Source organism: Desulfonatronum lacustre DSM 10312 (assembly GCF_000519265.1).
Classification (GTDB): Bacteria; Desulfobacterota; Desulfovibrionia; order Desulfovibrionales; family Desulfonatronaceae; genus Desulfonatronum; species Desulfonatronum lacustre.
Window position 1 is genome coordinate 1,902,799 of record NZ_KI912608.1, and the last position, 20,783, is coordinate 1,923,581.

The following is a 20,783-nucleotide window of genomic DNA, read 5'->3' on the forward strand; positions in this document are numbered from 1 at the left end:
CCATGACCCACTTTGATCACGGCCAGATCCCGACGACCTACAGCGCCTACATCGGCCGCAAGATTCTGTTCCTGGTCTTCCTGACCGCGTTGACCGGCGTCCTGCTGGTTCTGGCCGTCTCCCTCGGGGCGGTGCGCATTCCGGCCTGGGAGGTGGTTCTGGCCTTCTTCGGTCTGGGAGAGGACGCCCGGTACGAGATCATCGTCCGGAACATCCGCCTGCCCCATGCCCTGGCCGCGGTTCTGGCCGGGGCCGGGCTGGCCGCGGCCGGGGCGGCCATGCAGTCCATCCTGCGCAACCCCCTGGGCTCGCCCTTCACCCTGGGCATTTCCCAGGCCGGGGCCTTTGGCGCGGCCTTTTCCGTGATGCTCCTGGGCAGCGGGACCATGCAGAGCACCCAGGTGGGCGCGGTGAGCATCATCAACCCCTACATGACCACCCTTTCCGCGTTCATCGCCTGCATGGCCGCCTCGCTGGTGATCATCGCCATTGCCCGATTGCGCGGGGCCAGCCCGGAAGTGATGGTCCTCAGCGGGGTGGCCCTGGGCTCGCTCTTTTCCGCGGGGACCATGTTCTTGCAGTATTTCGCCGACGACGTGCAATTGGCGGCCATGGTCTTCTGGACCTTTGGCGACGTGGGGCGGGCCGGGTGGCCGGAGGTGGGGTTCATGGCCGTGGTCGTGGCCGGGGCCGTGATTTTCTTCATCCTCAACCGCTGGAACTACAACGCCATCGACGCCGGAGACGAGACGGCCAGGGGGCTTGGGGTCCGGGTGGAGCTGGTCCGGATGGTCGGGATGCTCACGGCCTCCCTGGTTACCGCGGTGATCGTCTCCTTCCTGGGGATCATCGGCTTCGTGGGGCTGGTCTGCCCGCATATCGTCCGCCGGGTCATCGGCGACGACCACCGCTATCTGCTTCCGGCCTCGGTCCTGACCGGGGCCTGCCTGCTTCTGGCCGCGGACATCGCGGCCCGCATGCTGCTCGCCCCCCGGATGCTCCCGGTGTCCATACTCACCGCCTTCCTGGGCGCGCCCACTTTCCTCTATCTGCTGATCCGGGGACGCAACCGATGATCCTGGACGTACAGAACATCCGCATCGGCTACAACGGTCGGCTGGTCCTGCACGGCCTGGACTTCAGCGTGGACCAGGGCCAGGTCCTGACCATTCTAGGCCCCAACGGCGTGGGCAAAACCACCCTGCTGCGCTGCATCAACGCCATGCTCAAACCCCAGACCGGAGCCGTGATGGTGGAAAACGCCGACGTCTTCCGGATGCGCGCCGGGGACATCGCCAAGCGCCTGGGCTACGTGGCCCAACGCAACGAGGCCGGACGGATGACCGCCTTTGACGCCGTGCTCCTGGGCCGCAAGCCGCACCTGCGTTGGCGGATATCCGAAGCGGACCTGCGCATGGTGGACGGGGCCCTGAAACAGCTCGGCCTGGAGCATCTGGCCCTCAGGCACATCAACGAAATGAGCGGCGGGGAGCTGCAAAAGGTCTGCATTGCCCGGGCCCTGGTCCAGGAACCCTCGGTCCTCCTCCTGGACGAACCCACCAGCAGCCTGGACCTGAAAAACCAGTTGGAGATTCTGCGCACCATCGGCCACGTGGTCCACGAACACAAATTGGCCGCGGTGATGACCATGCACGACCTGAACATGGCCTTCCGCTTCTCCGACGCCTTCGTGTTCATCAAGGAAGGCAAGGTGTTCCAATGCGGCTGCAACGCCGACCTGACCCCGGACATGATTCACGAAGTCTACGGCGTCCAGGTGGACATCCTGCGCCATCAGGGCCAGACTGTGGTGGTGCCCCGGTGACGATTATAAAAGGCCTTCATGCCGCTTCCCTGCAATTATTATTGTCCATTCAATCTTGACTTTTCGATAATCATCTCGGCATATAAGAGGTTGTCTTTGCCAACTTTACTCCAAGCACACGGATTCAAGTTCTTCTTTTACGCGAATGAACACCTCCCCAAACATGTGCATGTCATGTATGCGGAGAGATGGGCAAAAATCGAGTTGAAGTCACAAAATATCGTCTATTCCACGCTCAAACCTAATGAAATAAACCGATGTTTGAAAATTTTTCAAGAAAACAGCGCTTTTTTCGAGGAGAAATGGAATGAATGGTTTTCCAATGGGTAAGTCGGTTTGGGCGGATAGTCGTCTCCTCCATGTTGAGCTTCTCGATGGTCGAGTCATCTCAACCCCTCTGGAGTGGTATCCGATCCTCTTTGCAGCGGCGATCAGGGATATCCAAAACTATCACTTCATCTGCGACGCGACCGGAATTGAATGGCCAACACTTGACTACCATTTGAGCATTGAGAGCATGCTTCAAGCCAAACCTCTCAGGGAGGCCGCGTAATGCCCAACTGCACCCTGACCCAAGAGCAAATCGACCGGGCCGTTTCTTTTCACGGCCACGAATGTCCAGGATTGTGGATCGGCCTACGGGCCGCGGAACTCTGCCTGCAAGAACTCGGGCACAACGACGAAAACCCGATCATCGCGGTGGTGGAAACGGACATGTGCGGGGTGGACGGCATCCAGGTGCTCACCGGCTGCACCCTGGGCAAGGGCAACCTGATCCACAAGGATCTGGGCAAGACCGCCTTTTCCTTCTACCGGACCACGGACAACAAGGCCCTGCGCGCCGTATTCCACCGCGAGGCCATGGAGCCGGAAGGCCGGGAACTGCGTGATCTGATGAAAAAGGTCTTCGCCGGTACGGCCACGGAGCAGGAACAGCAACAGGCCAAGGCGCTCAAGCTCAAGGCCCGCCAACGTGTCTTCGAAGCCCCGCTGGCCGACCTGTTCACCGTGGCCCAGCCGACCAATCTCGCCCCCCGACCGGCCAAAATCCTGGACAGCCTGACCTGCGCGGCCTGCGGCGAATCCACCATGGAATCCCGTACCCGCCGCTTCGCCGGCGAAACCTACTGCATTCCCTGCTTTGCGGATGTGGAGCAAAAGGTGTAGAAACGAACCCATCGCCCGGAAATCCGGAACCACGCAAGCCATTACTCAAATCTTCGCAATGTGATCGCGATCCCGACAACCTCGACAAAAAGCGAGATGCCCATGGTCGCCCTGAATATGTCCGCCCAGAATATAACCGGCAGATACACCCTGCGTGAAGAGATCGCCAACAGCATCACGCACGGCGTGGGGATTCTGTTCTCCGTTGCCGGTCTCGCGGTCCTGATCGGCTTGGCCGCCAGGTATGGAGACGCCTGGCATATCGTCAGTTGCAGCATTTTCGGCGCCACCATGATTCTGCTGTACACGGCGTCCACCCTGTACCACGGCATTACCCACCCCGGCGCGAAACAGGTCCTCCGAATCTGCGATCACTGCGCCATTTTCCTGCTCATCGCCGGGACCTACACGCCGTTCACCCTGGTCAATCTGCGCGGGCCGTGGGGCTGGTCCCTGTTCGGCACGATCTGGGGGCTGGCCCTGCTGGGCATTGTGCTGCAATTGACCCCTTGGCGTCGCTTCCGGGTGCTCTCGGTGCTGCTCTACGTGGGTATGGGGTGGGCCATCGTCGTGGCCACCAAGCCGCTTCTCCATGCCGTGGCCCCCGGCGGTCTGCTCCTGCTGGCCCTTGGAGGCCTGGCCTACACCGGCGGGATCGGCTTCTACGTCTGGCGCAGCCTGCCGCACAACCACGCCATCTGGCACCTCTTCGTCCTGGCCGGCAGCGTCTTGCACTTCTTCGCGATCCTGCTCTACGTCATCCCGATCAGCGCTTGATGTCATGACCGAAAATCTGAACCTGTTCGTGAGCGTCTACATCAAGCTCTTTTTTCTGCTCACGCCCTTTTTCGTCCTCTCGGCCTTCTTGTCCATGACCAAGGAACTGGCCATCCCCGAACGCCGACGTCTGGCCCGAAGGGTCGCCCTGGCCGTGACCGTGACCGGCTGCATCCTCTCCGTGGCCGGCAATGCCATCTTCAACGTCTTCGGCATCACTCTGGACGCCTTCCGCATCGGCGCGGGGGCCCTGCTCTTCCTCTCCGCCGTGTCCCTGGTCCGGGGCACCCGGGTCGAACCGACCCAGGAAGCGGACGGCGACATCAGCGTGGTCCCCCTGGCCATTCCCATCACCATCGGCCCGGCCACCGTGGGCGCCCTGCTGGTCATCGGCGCAAGCGTGGACACGCTGGGTGAACGGCTGATCAGCATGGCGGCCTTTATCTGCGCCAGTCTGTCCGTGGGTCTGATGCTGCTGACCGCCAACACCATCGAACGGGTCGTGGGCCGCCTGGGCCTGACCATCCTCTCCAAGATCACCGGCCTGATCCTCTCCGCCCTTTCCGCCCAGATCGTGTTCACCGGCATCCGGGGCATGCTGGAATTGTAATACCATCTTCAATTCAATGATTCGCTTTCGGTGTCGCTATCGGGATCGGAATCGGAATCGAATTCAGGTTATTGGCACACAAACAGTATCGATCCCGATAGCGAAGCGCCGACACCGACGCCGACAACTGCATTTTCTCAAGCAAATAAAGCATGGTTGAATGAGAATCGTATAAATGGCTTTGACTTTCAGGGCCGGATCACTCCTGAGCCGCCAACTCCTCCATGGTGTCACTGTCCCGCAACCCTAAAAAGTAGAGCACTCCGTCCAGCCCCATATTGGAGATGGCTTGGCCCGCGCCCTGCCGGACCACGGGTTTGGCGTGAAAGGCGATGCCCAGCCCGGCCACGTCCAGCATGGGCAGGTCGTTGGCTCCGTCGCCCACGGCAATGACCTGGGCCAGGGAGATATGTTCCTTGGCCGCGATCTCCTTGAGCAGCCGGGCCTTGCCTGGACCGTCCACGATCTCGCCCACCAGCCCCCCGGTGAGCAGGCCGTCCCGGATTTCCAGTTCGTTGGCGTACAGATAGTCGATACCCAGCCGCTCTTGCAGGCGCCCACCGAAATAGGTGAAGCCCCCGGACAGAATGGCGATGGTGTAGCCCAGATTCTTGAGGGTGCGGATCAACCGTTCGGCCCCCTCGGTCAGCGGCAGGGTTTCAACTACCTCCTCAAGCACGGACTCCGACAGCCCCCGCAGCAGCCCCACCCGTTTGCGCAGGCTCTGAGAAAAATCCAGCTCCCCGCGCATGGCCGCTTCGGTGATGGCGGCGACTTCCTCGCCCACCCCGGCCCGTTTGGCCAGCTCATCGATGACCTCGGCCTGGATCAGGGTGGAATCCATGTCAAAACAGACCAAGCGACGGATCCGACGAAAGGCGTTATCTTCCTGAAACCCGATGTCGATGCCCTGCTCCCGGGACAGTTCCAGAAAAGCGGCACGCATGGCTGAGATGTCCGCCGGGGTGCCGCGCACGGAAAACTCCACGCAGGTCCGGGGCATGGCCGCGGGATCGGCCAGGGACCTGCGCCCGGAAAGGCGGGTGATGCCGAAAATACTCAGGCCGTTGTCCGTGATCACCTGAGCCAGACGGGCCAGATTCTCGGCCGTCAAGGTCCGGCCCAGCAGGGTCACGATATGCCGCCGACGCCCCTGCTGGCCGACCCAGTGCTCGTAATCTTCCTCGGAAACAGGTGAAAACTTGAGGGTCAGGCCCAGGTTGTAGGCCCAGAACAGCAAATCCTTGATCACGGGCGAGGCCTGATTTTCCCGGGGCACCTCCACCAGCACGCCCAGGGACAATTCCTCGTGAATCACGGACTGGGAGATGTCCAGGACCGTTGTCCCGGACGCCGCCAACTGATCCATTATCCCGGCCAAAAGACCATCCCGGTCCGTACCGGTCAACTGAATAAGAATGATTTCGCGCATGGGTTCTTTTCTTACGATGCAAAAATGCCGGTTGAGAGTTGAAAACAAACCGTCAAGACCGACAGGACTTCCCCCTATCGTCAGGACGCCGGATATTTGCTTGAGCGAGCCCCTCGCGTCAAGGAAAGCTGATGCTGAATCGAAAAGAAGGAAAAAGCCCGAGAGAAACAGCCGAATAGGGGAGAAGCTCGCGTCCTTTGATCCGGAAGAAGATGACGCCCAGACAGAACAACAAAACAGAAATAGTGACACAGGGAATGCCGTTGACAATATATCTTCACATAAGATAGTCTTCTTTTCAATAATCGTCGACCGGGCGAATCCGGACCGACCTGTGAATCACTTGGGTTGCCGACCAGTGGGACCCGTCAAACCTCGGAGGAAGCATGAGAGCATTCAAGCACGTTACAGTTGGCGTGGTCATGGCCGCCTTGATGGCCTTCTTTGTGATGGCCGGTTCGGCTCAGGCCGGATCATTGCGGTTTTACGCCAACGGCGAAGAGTTGGCGACGGAGGGTTTTCTTGCTCCCAAGCTGACCAAGGACGGCTGGACCCTGACGTTCAGCCATATTTTCGTCACCTTGTCCGAGATCACGGCCTACCAGGTCGATCCCCCCTACGACGCCCAGGCCGGCGGACCCATCGCCGCCGCGTCCACGGTGGAGCTGGAAGGCGTGCATACCATTGATCTGGTCATGCAGGCGGACGAGGACTCCCGGATCCTGGTGGGCGAGACCCCGGCCCAGGCCGGGCACTACAACGCCATTTCCTGGAAAATGACCAACGCCGGAGAAGGCATGCTGGCTGGATACTCCATGGTCATTACCGGTGAAGCGCAAAAGGACGACCAAACGGTCAAGTTCCAACTCTATTCCAACGAGGAACGAACCTATCGTTGCGGTGAGTTTGTCGGGGATGAACGGAAAGGTTTTCTGGAGCAGGACGGCTTGGCCGATTTGGAGATGACCTTTCACCTTGATCACGTTTTCGGTCGCGCCGACAAGCCCGCGGATGACGAAATGAACATCAAGGCTCTCGGCTTCGCGCCCTTCGCGGATGGGGCGAAAAAGCACATGCTCAAACTCCACGGCCTGCACATCGGCCACGCCGGTGAAGGACACTGTAGCGTGGAATGGCACTGATTCCATGCACCACCTCACGACACGAAGCTTCCGGGGCGGTCGGTTCTCCACCCCGGAAGCCACCCCGAAAACCACCTAGGAAGCCATCCTGCATGCACCGTAGCTCCCTCGCTCCATGGCCGGGCACGGCGGCTTGGCTTCTCGTCATGCTCCTCGCTCTGGCTGCGCCCGAAAACCTGTGTGCCCATGGTGCGATGATCGACGTCTCTCAGACCACGGGCGTCGTCATCCAAGCCGGATACGACACGGGCCAGCCCATGTCCGAGGCCCAGGTCACGGTCTACGCTCCGGACAATCCGGCCACCCCGTGGAAGACCGGACAAACCGACGCCGACGGCCGATTCTCCTTTGTACCAGACCCGGCCATCCCGGGAACATGGGCTATCCAGGCCAGACAGGCCGGACACGGAGCCATGGCGCACATCCGGATCGACTCTCCGCGTGACGCGCCTTCCGAACCTTCCTCCCACGTCCTTTCCCACCCCGCAACCCGCCTTCCCTCCGGCGTCACCCCGTGGCAACACGCCTTGATGATCGGGTCCGTGGTCTGGGGATGCGTGGGAACGGCCCTGTTTTTTTCGCGCCGAAAACCATTTTGCCGCTGACCCGCGGGGCATACTCGCGACCGCGGACCGGTTCACGGACAAGGCGTCCTCGGCCATTGCTTCACGGGTCATATCGATCTTTCCGCTTCAAGCTTGAAGGCTTACTCCACCGTCATGTTCCGGGCCAGTTCACCCAGGACCTGAATCCCCGCCTCCAGGTCCTGGGAAATAGCATGGCCGCAACTGAGCCGAATATAGTTGCTGAACTTGTCCTGGCTGGAAAAGGCCACGCCCGGGGCCACGCCGATGCCCATCTCCAGGGCACGATAGAAATACTTCACCGAATCCACGCTTGAAGACAGCTCCAGCCAGAGCACGGCCCCTCCGGTGGGCCGGGTGACTCGGGTGGATTCTGGAAAATACCGCGCGATAAGGCAGAGCATATGTCGCATCTGTTCCTCGATGCCGCCGCGCAGTCGCTTGAGATGCCGTTGGTACAGCCCGGCCCGGAGATATTCGGCCACGGCCCGCTGGGTCGGCGTGGCCGAGCAGATGTTGGTGGTGGCTTTGACCTCGAAGGCCTTGGTGAAATACCGCCCGGGCATGATCCAGCCCACGCGATAACCCGGAGCCAGGGTCTTGGAAAATGAAGAACACTGAATGACCAGCCCCTTGGGGTCGAACGCCCGGCAACTCAAGGGGCGGGCCGGTCCGAAATAAATATCCGCGTAAACCTCGTCCTCAATCAACGGAATATCCTTTTTCGTGAGGATGGCGACGATTTCCTTCTTGGCCTCGTCCGGGGTGAGCGAGCCGTCGGGATTGTTGAAATTGGGATTGAAAATGCAGGCCTTGACGTCGTGCATGGTTACGGCCCGGCGTACATCCTCGGGATTGATCCCGTTTTCAGGGCAGGAGGAGATTTCCACGGCCCGGAGCCCCAGGTTTTCCAATAAATGCAGGAAACAGTAGTAAGCCGGGGCCGCGATGAGCACGATATCCCCAGGCCTGGTCAAAACACGCAGGGCGATGTTCAAAGCCTCCTGACAACCGGAGGTGACGATAACTTCCTCGGGACGGGACGGGACGCCGTCCTCCGCGACTCGCAGGGCAATCTGTCTTCGCAGTTCAGGGTCTCCTTCGATGGGCTCGTACTGGGCCGCGACCATGGGCGCTTCACGGACCATGGAAGCGAGAATTCGACTCAGCGCCTTGATGGGCAACAGCTCCTGGCCGATGGTGGCCACGCCGAACGGCAGGATGTCCTCCCGGCCCACGCCCTTGAATACCGTACGGATCAACTCCCCACGGGTGGCGCTGGTGGGCACGAGATTTGAAGGAGTGCGACAGGGCGCCTCCAGGGTGCCGCGAAAGCCGGGGCGCACGTAAAAGCCGGATTTGGGCCGCGCCTCAACCACGCCCTTGCGCTCCAATTCCAAATACGCCTGATTCACCGTGGCCAGACTGACACGGAGCCTGCTGCTCTGCTTGCGCAGCGAAGGCAGCTTATCCCCGGGGCGCAGCACACCATCCTCAATCTGTTCCATGATTTGCTTTTCGACGGCAACATACCGAAATTGTTCGGAAGACATTCGCAACATCTCCATTCTGCTTCTCCCTAGCCACAAAACTGTTATAGTTATTTTTTCGTTTTTCTGTATCTGTCCATAATACAGATTTCAAGGTCTAACTCTCCTCACAGCAGTGGGTCAAGGACTGCCCACGTCCGTCAGAGATGAGTACGAAGAAACCTTCAGCTTCGGGAGGCGACTATGGTCACGGGGAGATGCACGGATCGCGTTGATGCTCCGAACAGAGAAACAGGGACGTTGCAAGGGTTACGGAAACGGATGATCACCCTTGGCGGTAACGTACTTGCCCTGGCTGGGCTGCTTCTGGCCAGACGCCCCGTGGAAATCACTCTGCGCGACCGACAAATCGCCACCGTCGCCGGACGAAGACGAGTGCGCGTGGTCTGCCTCAGCGGTCGGGCCTGGGTCACGTCCGAAGGCGACGGCAAGGACTACGAGTTGAGGCCGGGCAACGAGGTCAAGCCCGGCGGCTGGGGCAAAACCGCCATAACCGGCTATGGTCCGGAAACCAGAATCGCGATTTTGCGTTGACGCGAAGGTCCCGGGCAGGCATCCGGCAATCCGGAGCGGGCAGTCCCGTCCTTGATATCGACCCTGGGAAAGTACACGGACGAACGCACCAACGACAAAGCCCCGGCGACTTACGTCATCCGGGGCTTCGTGGGTATCTGTGATTCTTGAAAACAGGCTAAAACGGCACCTCATCCATTCCGCTTTCCGAAGGCTGAGCCATGGGCCCCGGAGAGTGGCGGTCATCGGGCATGGGGGCCTCTTCAGTGCGCTGGCCCTTGGAATCCATGGCCTGGACCCGCTGGGCCACGATTTCCGTGGTGTATCGATCCTGACCCTGTTGGTCCTGCCATTTACGGGTCTGAAGCTTGCCCTCGACCATCACCAGTCGGCCCTTGGTCAGATAGTTCCCCACGAACTCGGACTGCTTGCCCCAGACCACCACCCGGTGCCATTCCGCCTTCTCCACCTTTTGGCCGTCCTTATCCGTGTAGGACTCGTCCGTGGCCATGGTGAAGTTGGCCACCGGCTGTCCGCTCTGGGTGTAGGCCAACTTCGGGTCTTGCCCGAGTCTGCCGACAAGAATGACTTTATTCAGTGATCCACTCATGATTCCTCCTACGGTGTCGGAAAGGCTTGCTTCTTGACCACGCTTTCCAGTTCGTCCAGGACATCTTCCAGTTCATAGGTGATCCGGTCGGCCGCATCGGCTTGACGGTCGGCCAGGGCGTCTTCCAAGCGCCGATCCAGTTCTCGCAAGACTTCGACATCCCTTTCCAGAAGATTTTTGAGATCACGGGGCCAATCCTCCCCGAACTTCCATTTGTCTTCCAGCACGGCCGTCAATTGCCGCACCCCGACGTCCTTCAAGTCGACGGATTGCTTCTCGCCCCAAGCCAGTCTGCTCAGTTCAGGCCATCGACTGTACACGTCATCCGGATCATACGTAACGGCGCTGACGCGAACCTGTAAAATTTTGCCCATGGATTTCCTCTCTTTGTCTGGATGCGGGTTGATCCGTTCCGGCGAGAAATCAGTCCTGCTCCACCCACTCACTCTGAACCCGGCTGACCACGTCCTGAATCGTGGAAAGCTGGTCCTTGCGACAGACGCCGATCAAAGGCGCTCCGGCGTCGACGTTTTGATTGGCCTCGAAATACACGGCATAGATGATGCCCTCCGGCCCGACGTAGTTTAACTGGCTTTCCCGCTTCATCCGCGAAACGATGAACAGATCCATGTCCGGCCGGACTTCCACGGACTGACATCCTTTGGACTTCACTTTGATGTCCACGTCCGGTCGAAAATAATACTTGGCCCGCTCCGGCGCATTGAACAGATGCAACGTTTTCCGCAGCAGCCGATCCAGCACTTCCTCTTTGCTGAGAAAGTGCCGAATGGTCATCAGCCGGGTTCCGGCCTGAACGAATCGTCCCGCCAGTTCCGTATGCACATGCTCCACAACGCCCTTGAGGGCGGCGTGAATCAGCTTCTTGTTCTTTTCACGATCCAGACGAGCAAGCAACGTGCCGGGCTTTTCACGCCACGCTCCGGACGGCCCGACGACGTTCGCCCCCGGAGCGTCCACCACGAACTCCACGGTCCCGGTATGCGGAGCCGTGATAACGACCTCCTCAAAGGGGGAAGCCTTAATCTCGTCCAGTAATTCGGTTATGTTCAGCAATCAGCACCCCCAACTTCAGTTTTCTCGTATTCACGCGAGGCCTCGGCAAGGTTGATGGCCGGGGCCTCCGGCGACTAGCGGTAATACAGATTCCTTCCTCCCACGGTCAGGAGGGCTTGATAGACGTTCTTGCGCATCTCCCGGCGGTCCCAGACGCCCTGAATATGCCCGCGCGACAAGGCCTGATACGCTCCGTGATAGTGCGGCTCCACCGGCATGCCCGTGGTCTCCTGAATCACGCCGGGACCGGCGAAACCGACCCTGGAGGAACGGATCGCGAATTGGTACGGAGAACAGCCCAGAAAACTGGCCACGGGTCCGGCGTAGGAATTCGTGTCGTAGACCACGAGATACAGTCCACCGTCTTCCAGGTACCGCCGAACGGCCATGGTACATCGCGGCATCTGGATAACGCCCAGGGTCCCTTCCTGAATGCGAATTCCGGCAGTGCCGTGGACGTAGGCTATGAATGGGGTATGCTTTTTACGCGCCCGGTCAACGGCGCGGATGAATTTTTCGCCTTCCGCCGCCCCCACCGAGCCCCCTCGAAAACCGGCCGCGAGCATGGCCGTGACCACGCTCACACCGTTGATGGTGGCCTCGAAGGTCATGCACGAGCTTTTCAGCCCCGTCTTGCGCTTGGCTTCCTCCAGTTTCAAGTCCAGGCCCTCGTAACCAAGAGGATTCTTGGCCTCGATCTGGGCATTGAATTCCCTGACGGAATCCGGATCATACACGTTGCGCAGATACCAGTCGTATTCCATCGGGAAGTGGTGTCCGCAGTGAATGCAGACCCCGGCCCATTCGCCGAACAGGTCTGGAGCCCACATGTCCAGACAGCCGTGAATCGGCGTGTTGGGACAGGTGATGGTCACGTCCTGTTTGGCCTTGGGGCTGAGATACTCCTTTTTCGGCTCCGCCTCGCGCTCCTCCCACCGGGACAACTGGGTCAGTTGGCATTGGTCCCCGCCCGCGTCTCCTTCGCCCCCCTTCAGGGAGCCCTTGATCCGCTTGATGGGCGCGAAGCACTTGTTCAGCACCACCTGAAACTCGGCCCCCACGTCCTCGGCCACCTGGGTCACCTTTTTCTGATGCTTGCGCCAGAAATCGTACTTGAAAAAGGAATAGACCGACCACCCCAGATCCGTCCCGTAATCATAGACTCTTCGCCCCAGGGAGCGCCGGTCCAGTACGGCATGTCGGCTCATGGTCATAAAGCGCTGGTAGCGCTTCCAGAGCAACCGATCCCGAGCCGCCGCGCCAAGCTTCCAACGGACGAAAATATTCTCCGCGTTGGCCCCGGGTGATTTCTTCTGACGCATGACGGCCTTGGCCCGAAAGTAGTTCATCCCGCGAACCCGCAGGACGATCTCGTCCGTGGCGTTGATCACTTCCTGACGCAATGTCCGAAAGAAATCAAAATGCTCCGTCCGCGCCCCCAGTACCGGCTCCTGGATGATCCTGTCCACAAGCCCCAGGGAGAGGTTGTCTTCAGCGGTAATTTTGAGTTGTTTCGCGCATTTTTCCACCAAATCCGACGGAACGCGCTGCCCTTGCCTGATACGCCCCTCAATGGCCGCCGCGCCTTCCGGAGAAATCACCGAGTAATACCCGTGGGAAAGCATCAGCCGCACGTCGGCCAGCCCGATGGCTTCCGCTCCCCCGGACCCGCCCTCGGAAAAAATGGCGATCACCGGGACCCGCAATCCGGCCATTTCATAGATGTTTCGGGCAATCTGCTGAGCAGCTCCGGGATAGTCCTCAAGGGGAAACGCGCCGGGCGTGTTCACGTAGGCATGGATGGGAATGTTCTCGGTCTCGGCGACCTTCATGTACTGCAAGGCCTTGGCGTTCCCCCAGGGCTTGACCGAACCGCCGTTGCGGAACTCCTGGCCGTGACCTTTTTCCTGGCCGATGACCATCACGGATTGGTTGAAGACCTTGTTCCCCACCCGTCGGGTGATGTAGGCCCTGGCGATCAGCATGCTGGGGTCCACGCTGTATTCGTCCTGGCCGCCGATCTCCGTGTAGTTGTCGTAGACGTGCTCCAGAATGTCCTTCAATGAAATCCGCTGGGGATGTCGAACGATCCGGACCTTGTCCATGGGCGTGAGCTGCCGCTCCAGCTTCTTCTCCAGAAAACCGAACAGATCCTCCAGTGAAGAAATTTGTCGGATTTGTTCCGAAGGATCCAGCTTGGGAAGCTGCTCCTCGAACTCCTGAAGTTTGGCCCGCAAAAGCAATACATTTTCATTCTCTTTCGGACCAAAAATATCCTGAATGTACTTTAGCCGCTCACGCAGTTCGAAAATGGTTTTATCTATATCCATCACGGGTTATTCTCTAAATATGATCGATTAGGGTTGGTGCGGGCAATCCATGAGCTGGTCCTCCACAGTGCGAAGAGGCACGGGCGACAACTCCGAACTCCCAAATCGGCACCTTGCGGCCCAAGTGATTCTCGGCTGCAAAGGCATGACAAAATCCTCACCGGGTTCCTGCTCCCATGACTTCATGGATGAGGGGGTGTTCCAATGATGTGCTCGAAGCGTAACAGTGAATCTTCTCGGAGAGAAAATCAAAACATCAGCAGCATATCCGTTTTTTGACGCAAATAAGCGATGTTGGACTGCAACGGCTTACCCTGGGCGTTCTCGCCTTCCAGCACTAGGTTGTCCAGAAACGCCTGGCCACGTTCCCGCGCCTGATGCAGCGTCTCTCCCCAGACAATGCCCAAGGCCAAATTTGGGTCGTATTCTGTTGGGATGTCGTACGGTTTGTCCGTGGGTACATGCGTGAAGACCTGGACCCAGGGCTCGTCTTTCCAAGAGAAACGGTCGATTCGCCCGACCCAGGGCACGAATTTGTTGTCCGGCTCCTCGGCGATGATCCGGTACTCGATCCCGACACCGTCGAACACGATGCCTTTCTGGGCGTATCCCATGGGCTCGCCCAGCCCCAAACGGATCTGCTCCGCGATCAAATTGACCTGCTTCTTGCCCGGAAGCCTGGAAATGATGGCGCTGACTCCGTTCTCCACCTGAATACGAGTGTTCACTTCAAGCAAAAACGGCTGCCCGTTCGGCGTGACGATCCACTCCCAGGTGCCGACGTTGTCGTAGCGGACCTCCCTGGCCATGGTCAGGGAGTGGTTGATGATGGAATCAAGCACCTCCCCGGCGTCAAAGGCATACGTCACGAACTGCGGGGCAAACCCCGGTGCGACTTCGATTCGTTTTTGCCGCCCGATACTTTGCACCGAACAATTTCTGGTACCGAAGTGGACGATGTTCGTCCCGGAGCGCTCGGCCACGATCTGCACTTCAAGATGGTTGAAGTCAAAAATGCGCTGCTCCACCAGTACGCCTTCATCTCGAAATTGTCGTTTGGCATAGTTGCGCACTCGGCGAAAGGTAGCTCGAAACTTATCCGGGTCGTTGACTTCCTCGATGCCCATGCCCCCGCCTCCGGCGGAGGCCTTGACCAGAACCACTGGCCTATGCACACCCTGGTCCACCTGAAATGCAAAGAGGGCCTCGGCGATGCTCTCGGCTTCGATCTCATCGTACAGCGGTCGATCCGAGCCGGGGATGGTCGGAATGTTCAGGCTCCGGGCCAGGCGCTTGGTATTGATCTTGTCTCCGAGATCGCGAATAACGGCCCAGGATGGTCCGATAAAAATCAACGGGCGGCCGCGCTCGCTGGCACGACGGGCGAACCGGTGATCCTCGGCGTAAAACCCGTACCCAGGATGAATGGCGGTCGCTCCGGAGACATCCGCCACCGAAAACATTTCATTTGGGTCGTAGTAGGAACTGATCCTGTATAAGGCCTGCTCACCACCCAACTCCACGGCCAACCGGCAATGCCCGGACGCCACGTCCTCCTTGGTGGTGACGCAGACGAAATCCAAGCCGAGCTGCTCGCAAGCCCGGATGATCCGAATGGCAATTTCGCCGCGATTGGCGATAAGGACTTTATGTTTGCTTCGCGTTTGCTTCATCCTCGCCCTGCTGTTTCTGAAATTTACGGATTTTGATCCATCGCTTTTGAATTTCCAAGCTGAGCTTGTCCATGCGCTGCTCCTGGAGCTTGGACATATTCGGAAACGTACACGCCACCAGGATGCCATCCCGGATTGTGACGATTTTGGCATCCAGTCCGGCAACCCAGACCTTTCCTTGAACATGCACGTCCACCGTCACTGTTTGCCCACTCTGAAAGGATTTTGACTCGTCCTTGAAGGCCAAGCCAAATGTGCTCAGATCGACCACGGGGTAAAATGCTTCTCGTTCCAGGAGCCAAACCGTAAGTCCCGGAAGATGGACGCGAACGGCCCGGCGGTGATGATCCCGATGACCATCATTCGGATATTCGACCGAAAAGTCGAGCGGTTCAATTCCCAATGCGCTTCTCCAAGACGAATTCGACTCGTCTGTTTCTGCTTCGATTTTCGTCAGTGGTATTCGGAAAAAGAGGATACATTTCCGCCAACCCCGTGGACGTCAACCGTACCGGCTCAATGCCGAGTTCCATAAGATAGCGTAGGACGTTCACGGCACGCAAGGCGGATATTTCCCAATTGTCCTCGAATCGTCCGCCGCTTCGGGGGGGAATATCATCCGTAAAGCCCCGAATATTAATGGTTTGATCATGATAGCGAATAAAAAAATCCTTAAGTTCCGCGATGACGCGCCGTCCTTCGGGAGTCAAGGTGACCTGCCCCAGTCCGAACAAAACGTCTCCCGGTACCCGCAAGGTGATCGTTCCTTCATCAAATACAGCCCCGACAACTCCTTCCAACCCTTTGGTATTTTGGTAATACCGAAAATCAGAAAAAATACGACGCTGATTCTCAACCACCTGCCTATGCAGCATCGCCTGATCGATAAACACGCCGATGTCTTCGGCGGGAATTCTATCCGCCCCAAGCGTACCTCCCATGGTATCGCCCAAGGCCATGCGCACGGAGAAAAACGACTCTTGAAAGCGCTCGTCATCCAAAGTGGACATGGTGAAAAGCAAAATAAAAAAAACCAGGAGCAACAGACACATGTCCGTGAATGTCACCATCCAGTCTTTATCGCCCTCACCATTTTCGTCGAGGTCGGACTCCAAGATCGACGTACTTTGGGAAGAAATTTGAAAATCAACGCTCACTGCGACGGTCCTTTGGAGGAACGAAAGAGGAGAGCTTTTCGTAGACAAGCCGCGGATTATTGTTTTCGAGAATGCACTTCGCGCCTTCGAAAATAATGTGCAGATGCAAAACTTCCTCCTGACTCCGGCTCCGTAATTTCCCAGCAACGGGCAGGAATACCAAGCTGGCCATCATGGCACCATAGAAGGTGGTCAGCAAGGCCACGGCCATGGCCGGACCGATGGATGACGGGTCATGAAGAGCGGCCAGCATCTGCACGAGGCCGATCAACGTGCCGATCATGCCGAAGGAAGGAGCATACGCCCCCATCCGCTTGAATACATCGTGTACAATAAGATGGCGACGACGCAATGAAGCGATCTCAATGGCCAACATTTCTCGAATCAACATCGGGTCCGCGTTGTCGGCAATCAGCTGGCAGGCTTTTTTGAGAATCAAGTTCTCGGTCTTGATGTTCTCCAGCGCCAGCAACCCCTCTCTACGACTGATGTCCGCGATCTTGACCATCGTGTTCACCACATCGATCTCACGCACCTTCCGGGAAAGAAAAATCTTAAAAGCCGCCGTATGCGCTTGGATAATATCGTTGAGCGGGTAGTTGACGCAGATAGCAGCCAATGTACCGCCGACAACGATCAAGAATCCGGGAACATTAACAAAGGTGTCTACGGCCCCGCCAAGCCAGATGGCGACGAGAATCAAGGACGTACCGGCAATGATCCCGAATAATGTCGTCTTATCCATTGCTTTTATCGCCCCTTGTCTTCAAAATGAAATATTCCGCCGAAGGCAAAGTCCCCACCTTTTGCGGCATCATCAAATACATAACAAGCATGCCAGGAGAAAAGCCAGAGATGACCAGCACAATTCTTAAGCTAGAAACCGCCGCTGCCGGGGCTCTATCCCCTCAACTCACTTCACGCTCGCAAGCACCTGTTGGCATTATCCTCGGGACCGGACTTGGTCAATGGGTGGAAACCCTGCAAGCCTTTCAGGCAATTGATTACGCGCAGATCCCAGGCTTTCCCGAAGCCACCGTCCAAAGTCATGCCGGCAGGCTTTGCGCGGGACAGGTCGGGAACGTTCCCGTTTTAGCCCTCCAGGGTCGCTTTCATCTCTACGAGGGATATACGCCGGACGAGGTTTGCTTTGGCCTGCGTACCCTGGGATTGCTGGGGGTTAAAAAAATTATCATAACCAACGCCGCCGGTGCCCTCAACCCTCTGTATCATCCGGGGGAAATCATGGTCATCACCGATCAGATCAACCTGACGGGACGCAATCCGCTGGTCGGTCTCAACTACGGTGCCCCGCATTTCCCGGACATGAGTCAATTATTTTCTCCGCGGCTGGCCGACTTGGCCCACGCTACCGCGCTCCGATTGGGCCAGCGGCTTCAAGACGGCGTTTACATCGGGATTCTCGGTCCCAGCCTGGAAACCCCGGCTGAAACCAGAATGTTTCGCCGACTCGGCGCGGACGCCATCGGCATGTCCACAGTCATGGAAACCATCGCCGCCAAGCAGATGGGCATGGAAATACTAGGCTTATCCTGCCTCACGAACAAAAACCTTCCGGACTGCATGGCCCCGACTTCCCTTGAGGAAATCATTTCCGTGGGAAAAGACATTGGAGGCCGTCTCTCGTCTTTGCTCAACCAGTTGATCCCACGAATGTAAGAGCAGTTGAGGCTTTCACTCGAAAGCGGACACTTTTTCATTCCCATCATATTCAGCGGTTAAAAACAAAAACGCCCGCTTAGTTTCCTAAGCGGGCGTTTTTGTGATGAGGAATGATCTGGCGGCGTCCTACTTTCCCACGGTTAGAACCGCAGTATCATCGGCGCTGGAGGGCTTAACTTCCGAGTTCGGAATGGGGTCGGGTGTGTCCCCTCCGCCAAGGCCACCAGAACAAATTTGGTGATGGGTGGTTTGTGGGGGTGGTTTGCGAATATCCTGGATATTTCCAGGCTGCATATCACCAATCACAAGTCACCTATTTCATAGGTAACGAAGTATAGAGAGGTTAAGACTCACGGTCTATTAGTACTGGTCAGCTGAGCGCATCGCTGCGCGTACACCTCCAGCCTATCAACCTGGTGGTCTACCAGGGACCTTTAGGGAATCACTTCCAGGGAGACCTAATCTTGAGGCAGGCTTCCCGCTTAGATGCTTTCAGCGGTTATCCTTGCCGAACGTAGCTACCCAGCTGTGCCGCTGGCGCGACAACTGGTCCACCAGAGGTTCGTCCATCCCGGTCCTCTCGTACTAGGGACAGGCCCTCTCAAGTCTCCTCCGCCCACAGCAGATAGGGACCAAACTGTCTCACGACGTTTTAAACCCAGCTCGCGTACCACTTTAAACGGCGAACAGCCGTACCCTTGGGACCTGCTCCAGCCCCAGGATGTGATGAGCCGACATCGAGGTGCCAAACCGCGTCGTCGATGTGAACTCTTGGACGCGATCAGCCTGTTATCCCCGGCGTACCTTTTATCCGATGAGCGATGGCCCTTCCATGCGGGACCACCGGATCACTAAGGCCGACTTTCGTCCCTGTTCGAGATGTCTCTCTCACAGTCAAGCTCCCTTATGCCTTTGCACTCAACGGCTGGTTTCCAATCAGCCTGAGGGAACCTTTGCACGCCTCCGTTACTCTTTGGGAGGCGACCGCCCCAGTCAAACTACCCGCCTGGCACTGTCTACGGTCAGGGTTCACTGACCAGTATTAGAGTTTTAGAACAACAAGGGTGGTATTTCAACGATGGCTCCGCCCATACTGGCGTACAGACTTCATAGCCTCCCACCTATCCTACACATGATGCCCCAAAACCCAATGCCAGGTTATAGTAAAGGTGCACAGGGTCTTTCCGTCTTGCTGCGGGTAGACGGCATTTGCACCGCCACTTCAATTTCACTGAGTCTCTGGTCGAGACAGCGCGGAGATCGTTACGCCATTCGTGCAGGTCGGAACTTACCCGACAAGGAATTTCGCTACCTTAGGACCGTTATAGTTACGGCCGCCGTTTACCGGGGCTTCGGTTCAAAGCTTCGGTTGCCCTAACCTCTCCCCTTAACCTTCCGGCACCGGGCAGGCGTCAGTCTGTATACCGCGTCTTACGACTTCGCACAGACCTGTGTTTTTAGTAAACAGTCGCCCCCGCCGTTTCTCTGCGACTCTTCGATGCTCAGGGAGCAAGTCCCTTCACAAAAAAGAGCACCCCTTCTCCCGAAGTTACGGGGTCATTTTGCCGAGTTCCTTGACCAGAGTTTTCTCAAGCGCCTTGGGATACTCTCCCCGCCCACCTGTGTTGGTTTGCGGTACGGTCTGAAAGACATCTCGTTTAGAGGCTTTTCTCGGCGGCATGGGATNAGTCACTTCGTCTTAAAGACTCGTCATCAGTTCTCGGCTTAAAGCTTCGCGGATTTGCCTACGAAGCCAGCCTACTACCTTGAACCGGGACATCCAACACCCGGATGACCTACCCTTCCGCGTCCCCCCATCACTCAAACGATGTCTCACAGGTACAGGAATATTAACCTGTTTCCCATCAGCTACGCTTTTCAGCCTCGCCTTAGGGGCCGACTNACCCTGGGNAGATTANCTTTACCCAGGAAACCTNGGGNTTACGGCGAANNNGTTTCTCACNNNTTTTATCGTTACTCATGCCAGCATGATCACTTCCCCGAAGTCCAGCAAACCTTCCGGTTCACCTTCATCCCGCGAGGAACGCTCCCCTACCGCGTACGTTCAACGCACACCCGTGGCTTCGGCATCGTGCTTAGCCTCGTTACATTTTCGGCGCGGAATCACTAGACCAGTGAGCTATTACGCTTTCTTTAAAGGATGGCTGCTTCTAAGCCAACCTCCTGGCTGTCTGAACAACTCCACTTCCTTTCCCACTGAGCACGAATTTGGAGGCCTTAGCCGACGGTCTGGGCTGTTTCCCTCTTGACTATGGACCTTCTCACCCACAGTCTGACTCCCAGGATAAAACGCACGGCATTCGGAGTTTGATAGGGTTTGGTAACCTGGTGGGGCCCCTAGCCCTTTCAGTGCTCTACCTCCGTGCGCGAATTACCTGAGGCTATACCTCAATATATTTCGGGGAGAACCAGCTATCACCGAGTTTGATTGGTCTTTCACCCCTATCCACAGGTCATCCAAAAGGTTTTCAGCCCTTATTGGTTCGAGCCTCCACTTGGTTTTACCCAAGCTTCACTCTGCCCATGGATAGATCACTCGGTTTCGGGTCTTATCCGCAGTACTCAATCGCCCTATTCAGACTCGCTTTCGCTGCGGCTACGCCTCAGAAAGGCTTAACCTCGCACTACAAATAAA

Annotated in this window: 21 protein-coding genes and 2 rRNA genes (1 of these 23 running past the window's edge); 11 read left to right on the forward strand and 12 right to left on the reverse strand. The window is 57.7% G+C overall.

Going from position 1 to position 20,783, the window contains the following annotated elements; translation table 11 throughout:
* The first annotated feature begins 2 nt into the window (after positions 1 to 2).
* The 7 genes from DESLA_RS0108945 to DESLA_RS0108970 all read left to right on the forward strand — a co-directional run bounded on the left by DESLA_RS0108945 (position 3) and on the right by DESLA_RS0108970 (position 4,379).
* Positions 3 to 1,076, forward strand: a complete 1,074-nt coding sequence (locus tag DESLA_RS0108945) for a FecCD family ABC transporter permease (RefSeq protein ID WP_028572188.1) — start codon at positions 3 to 5, stop codon at positions 1,074 to 1,076.
* Entirely contained in the window at positions 1,073 to 1,825 is a 753-nt protein-coding gene (locus DESLA_RS0108950) for an ABC transporter ATP-binding protein (protein WP_028572189.1), read from the forward strand. The genes DESLA_RS0108945 and DESLA_RS0108950 overlap by 4 nt, the downstream gene beginning before the upstream one ends.
* A gap of 174 nt (positions 1,826 to 1,999) precedes the next feature.
* The gene (locus DESLA_RS23670; RefSeq protein ID WP_353740160.1) at positions 2,000 to 2,155 is read left to right on the forward strand and encodes a DUF4160 domain-containing protein; all 156 of its coding nucleotides are present in this window, start codon (positions 2,000 to 2,002) and stop codon (positions 2,153 to 2,155) included.
* Positions 2,133 to 2,378 carry a DUF2442 domain-containing protein gene (locus DESLA_RS0108955; protein ID WP_028572190.1) on the forward strand — a complete coding sequence of 82 codons (246 nt, stop codon included), beginning with the start codon at positions 2,133 to 2,135 and terminating at the stop codon, positions 2,376 to 2,378. Before DESLA_RS23670 ends, DESLA_RS0108955 begins: the two co-directional genes overlap by 23 nt.
* Positions 2,378 to 2,992: an FmdE family protein gene (locus DESLA_RS0108960; protein WP_028572191.1), complete on the forward strand. Its 615-nt coding sequence runs from the start codon at positions 2,378 to 2,380 to the stop codon at positions 2,990 to 2,992. The genes DESLA_RS0108955 and DESLA_RS0108960 overlap by 1 nt, the downstream gene beginning before the upstream one ends.
* 102 nt (positions 2,993 to 3,094) lie before the next feature.
* Complete coding sequence (trhA, locus tag DESLA_RS0108965; RefSeq protein WP_245590029.1) at positions 3,095 to 3,769, forward strand: PAQR family membrane homeostasis protein TrhA; 675 nt, start codon at positions 3,095 to 3,097, stop codon at positions 3,767 to 3,769.
* A 4-nt stretch (positions 3,770 to 3,773) separates the two neighbouring features.
* A complete protein-coding gene (locus DESLA_RS0108970) occupies positions 3,774 to 4,379 on the forward strand; it encodes a MarC family protein (RefSeq protein ID WP_028572193.1) in 606 nt (201 codons plus the stop codon).
* A 199-nt stretch (positions 4,380 to 4,578) separates the two neighbouring features.
* Here DESLA_RS0108970 and serB read toward each other — a convergent pair whose 3' ends face one another.
* A complete protein-coding gene (serB, locus tag DESLA_RS0108975) occupies positions 4,579 to 5,811 on the reverse strand; it encodes a phosphoserine phosphatase SerB (RefSeq protein ID WP_028572194.1) in 1,233 nt (410 codons plus the stop codon).
* Between the two features lie 386 nt (positions 5,812 to 6,197).
* Here serB and DESLA_RS0108980 point away from each other — a divergent pair, with 386 nt between their 5' ends.
* Together DESLA_RS0108980 and DESLA_RS0108985 are read left to right on the forward strand one after the other, a co-directional pair.
* A complete protein-coding gene (locus DESLA_RS0108980) occupies positions 6,198 to 6,953 on the forward strand; it encodes a hypothetical protein (RefSeq protein WP_211239045.1) in 756 nt (251 codons plus the stop codon).
* A 92-nt stretch (positions 6,954 to 7,045) separates the two neighbouring features.
* A complete protein-coding gene (locus DESLA_RS0108985; RefSeq protein ID WP_028572196.1) occupies positions 7,046 to 7,558 on the forward strand; it encodes a carboxypeptidase-like regulatory domain-containing protein in 513 nt (170 codons plus the stop codon).
* 101 nt (positions 7,559 to 7,659) lie between these two features.
* On the opposite strand, the gene DESLA_RS0108990 is transcribed toward DESLA_RS0108985, so the two are convergent.
* Positions 7,660 to 9,090, reverse strand: coding sequence for an aminotransferase-like domain-containing protein (locus tag DESLA_RS0108990; protein ID WP_028572197.1), 1,431 nt, complete (start codon positions 9,088 to 9,090; stop codon positions 7,660 to 7,662).
* A 258-nt stretch (positions 9,091 to 9,348) separates the two neighbouring features.
* Between DESLA_RS0108990 and DESLA_RS19625 the strand changes: the two genes are divergently transcribed.
* Positions 9,349 to 9,621 carry a DUF2917 domain-containing protein gene (locus tag DESLA_RS19625; RefSeq protein ID WP_035261609.1) on the forward strand — a complete coding sequence of 91 codons (273 nt, stop codon included), beginning with the start codon at positions 9,349 to 9,351 and terminating at the stop codon, positions 9,619 to 9,621.
* A gap of 157 nt (positions 9,622 to 9,778) precedes the next feature.
* Here DESLA_RS19625 and DESLA_RS0109000 read toward each other — a convergent pair whose 3' ends face one another.
* From DESLA_RS0109000 to DESLA_RS0109035, 8 genes are all read right to left on the reverse strand, one after another.
* Positions 9,779 to 10,210 (reverse strand): single-stranded DNA-binding protein, encoded by a 432-nt coding sequence (locus DESLA_RS0109000; protein WP_028572198.1) that lies wholly within the window; start codon positions 10,208 to 10,210, stop codon positions 9,779 to 9,781.
* A gap of 8 nt (positions 10,211 to 10,218) precedes the next feature.
* Positions 10,219 to 10,584, reverse strand: a complete 366-nt coding sequence (locus tag DESLA_RS0109005) for a hypothetical protein (protein WP_028572199.1) — start codon at positions 10,582 to 10,584, stop codon at positions 10,219 to 10,221.
* A gap of 49 nt (positions 10,585 to 10,633) precedes the next feature.
* Complete coding sequence (locus tag DESLA_RS0109010; protein ID WP_028572200.1) at positions 10,634 to 11,284, reverse strand: hypothetical protein; 651 nt, start codon at positions 11,282 to 11,284, stop codon at positions 10,634 to 10,636.
* 74 nt (positions 11,285 to 11,358) lie between these two features.
* A complete protein-coding gene (locus DESLA_RS0109015; RefSeq protein WP_028572201.1) occupies positions 11,359 to 13,614 on the reverse strand; it encodes a carboxyl transferase domain-containing protein in 2,256 nt (751 codons plus the stop codon).
* 248 nt (positions 13,615 to 13,862) lie between these two features.
* Positions 13,863 to 15,287 carry an ATP-binding protein gene (locus DESLA_RS0109020; RefSeq protein ID WP_028572202.1) on the reverse strand — a complete coding sequence of 475 codons (1,425 nt, stop codon included), beginning with the start codon at positions 15,285 to 15,287 and terminating at the stop codon, positions 13,863 to 13,865.
* Positions 15,262 to 15,534, reverse strand: coding sequence for a hypothetical protein (locus DESLA_RS22875; protein WP_156932912.1), 273 nt, complete (start codon positions 15,532 to 15,534; stop codon positions 15,262 to 15,264). The genes DESLA_RS0109020 and DESLA_RS22875 overlap by 26 nt, the downstream gene beginning before the upstream one ends.
* Positions 15,535 to 15,679: 145 nt before the next feature.
* The gene (locus DESLA_RS0109030; protein WP_035261612.1) at positions 15,680 to 16,444 is read right to left on the reverse strand and encodes an OmpA/MotB family protein; all 765 of its coding nucleotides are present in this window, start codon (positions 16,442 to 16,444) and stop codon (positions 15,680 to 15,682) included.
* A complete protein-coding gene (locus tag DESLA_RS0109035; protein WP_028572205.1) occupies positions 16,434 to 17,189 on the reverse strand; it encodes a motility protein A in 756 nt (251 codons plus the stop codon). Before DESLA_RS0109035 ends, DESLA_RS0109030 begins: the two co-directional genes overlap by 11 nt.
* Before the next feature lie 26 nt (positions 17,190 to 17,215).
* Here DESLA_RS0109035 and DESLA_RS0109040 point away from each other — a divergent pair, with 26 nt between their 5' ends.
* Positions 17,216 to 18,124 carry a purine-nucleoside phosphorylase gene (locus DESLA_RS0109040; protein ID WP_245590030.1) on the forward strand — a complete coding sequence of 303 codons (909 nt, stop codon included), beginning with the start codon at positions 17,216 to 17,218 and terminating at the stop codon, positions 18,122 to 18,124.
* Between the two features lie 116 nt (positions 18,125 to 18,240).
* Here DESLA_RS0109040 and rrf read toward each other — a convergent pair.
* A 5S ribosomal RNA gene (rrf, locus tag DESLA_RS0109045) occupies positions 18,241 to 18,355 on the reverse strand.
* Between the two features lie 111 nt (positions 18,356 to 18,466).
* A 23S ribosomal RNA gene (locus DESLA_RS0109050) occupies positions 18,467 to 20,783 on the reverse strand; it runs 639 nt beyond the window's last position.

Coding starts and splice junctions, on each gene's coding strand:
- DESLA_RS0108945 (WP_028572188.1), top strand. CDS start 3: ATGACCCACTTTGATCACGGCCAGATCCCGACGACCTACAGCGCCTAC.
- DESLA_RS0108950 (WP_028572189.1), top strand. CDS start 1,073: ATGATCCTGGACGTACAGAACATCCGCATCGGCTACAACGGTCGGCTG.
- DESLA_RS23670 (WP_353740160.1), top strand. CDS start 2,000: ATGTATGCGGAGAGATGGGCAAAAATCGAGTTGAAGTCACAAAATATC.
- DESLA_RS0108955 (WP_028572190.1), top strand. CDS start 2,133: ATGAATGGTTTTCCAATGGGTAAGTCGGTTTGGGCGGATAGTCGTCTC.
- DESLA_RS0108960 (WP_028572191.1), top strand. CDS start 2,378: ATGCCCAACTGCACCCTGACCCAAGAGCAAATCGACCGGGCCGTTTCT.
- trhA (WP_245590029.1), top strand. CDS start 3,095: ATGGTCGCCCTGAATATGTCCGCCCAGAATATAACCGGCAGATACACC.
- DESLA_RS0108970 (WP_028572193.1), top strand. CDS start 3,774: ATGACCGAAAATCTGAACCTGTTCGTGAGCGTCTACATCAAGCTCTTT.
- serB (WP_028572194.1), bottom strand. CDS start 5,811: ATGCGCGAAATCATTCTTATTCAGTTGACCGGTACGGACCGGGATGGT.
- DESLA_RS0108980 (WP_211239045.1), top strand. CDS start 6,198: ATGAGAGCATTCAAGCACGTTACAGTTGGCGTGGTCATGGCCGCCTTG.
- DESLA_RS0108985 (WP_028572196.1), top strand. CDS start 7,046: ATGCACCGTAGCTCCCTCGCTCCATGGCCGGGCACGGCGGCTTGGCTT.
- DESLA_RS0108990 (WP_028572197.1), bottom strand. CDS start 9,090: ATGTCTTCCGAACAATTTCGGTATGTTGCCGTCGAAAAGCAAATCATG.
- DESLA_RS19625 (WP_035261609.1), top strand. CDS start 9,349: ATGATCACCCTTGGCGGTAACGTACTTGCCCTGGCTGGGCTGCTTCTG.
- DESLA_RS0109000 (WP_028572198.1), bottom strand. CDS start 10,210: ATGAGTGGATCACTGAATAAAGTCATTCTTGTCGGCAGACTCGGGCAA.
- DESLA_RS0109005 (WP_028572199.1), bottom strand. CDS start 10,584: ATGGGCAAAATTTTACAGGTTCGCGTCAGCGCCGTTACGTATGATCCG.
- DESLA_RS0109015 (WP_028572201.1), bottom strand. CDS start 13,614: ATGGATATAGATAAAACCATTTTCGAACTGCGTGAGCGGCTAAAGTAC.
- DESLA_RS0109020 (WP_028572202.1), bottom strand. CDS start 15,287: ATGAAGCAAACGCGAAGCAAACATAAAGTCCTTATCGCCAATCGCGGC.
- DESLA_RS0109035 (WP_028572205.1), bottom strand. CDS start 17,189: ATGGATAAGACGACATTATTCGGGATCATTGCCGGTACGTCCTTGATT.
- DESLA_RS0109040 (WP_245590030.1), top strand. CDS start 17,216: ATGAAATATTCCGCCGAAGGCAAAGTCCCCACCTTTTGCGGCATCATC.